We start from the raw sequence: 231 nt of genomic DNA, 5'->3' as shown, positions 1-231 counted from the left end.
CTTCATCCTCATGGCCATCGCTGCCCCCACTGAGTACTGGCGCGGCAACGGAGGCTTCAACTGGGACAAGGGCACCGCGGTCCGGTCCTACCCTGGTTTCGACCCCCTGAAGCTCACCACTGACTACACCAAGGCGGGGGAGATCAAGAACGGCCGACAGGCCATGACCGGTCTTTTGGGCCTGACCTTCCAGTACCTGGCTACTGGGGAGAGCCCCCTGGCCAACCTGGC

General features: G+C 63.6%; 1 protein-coding gene. It reads left to right on the top strand.

What is annotated here, in order from left to right; genetic code table 11:
- Nucleotides 1-231: chlorophyll a-b binding domain-containing protein (locus AC2Q9J_RS18590; RefSeq protein WP_499042219.1), on the top strand; the 231-nt coding region annotated here is incomplete at both ends.

Source organism: Planococcus sp. RAB007_Raresut, assembly GCF_057369535.1.
The sequence above is the reverse complement of the archived record's forward strand: the minus strand, read 5'-3'. Positions and strand labels throughout refer to the sequence as shown.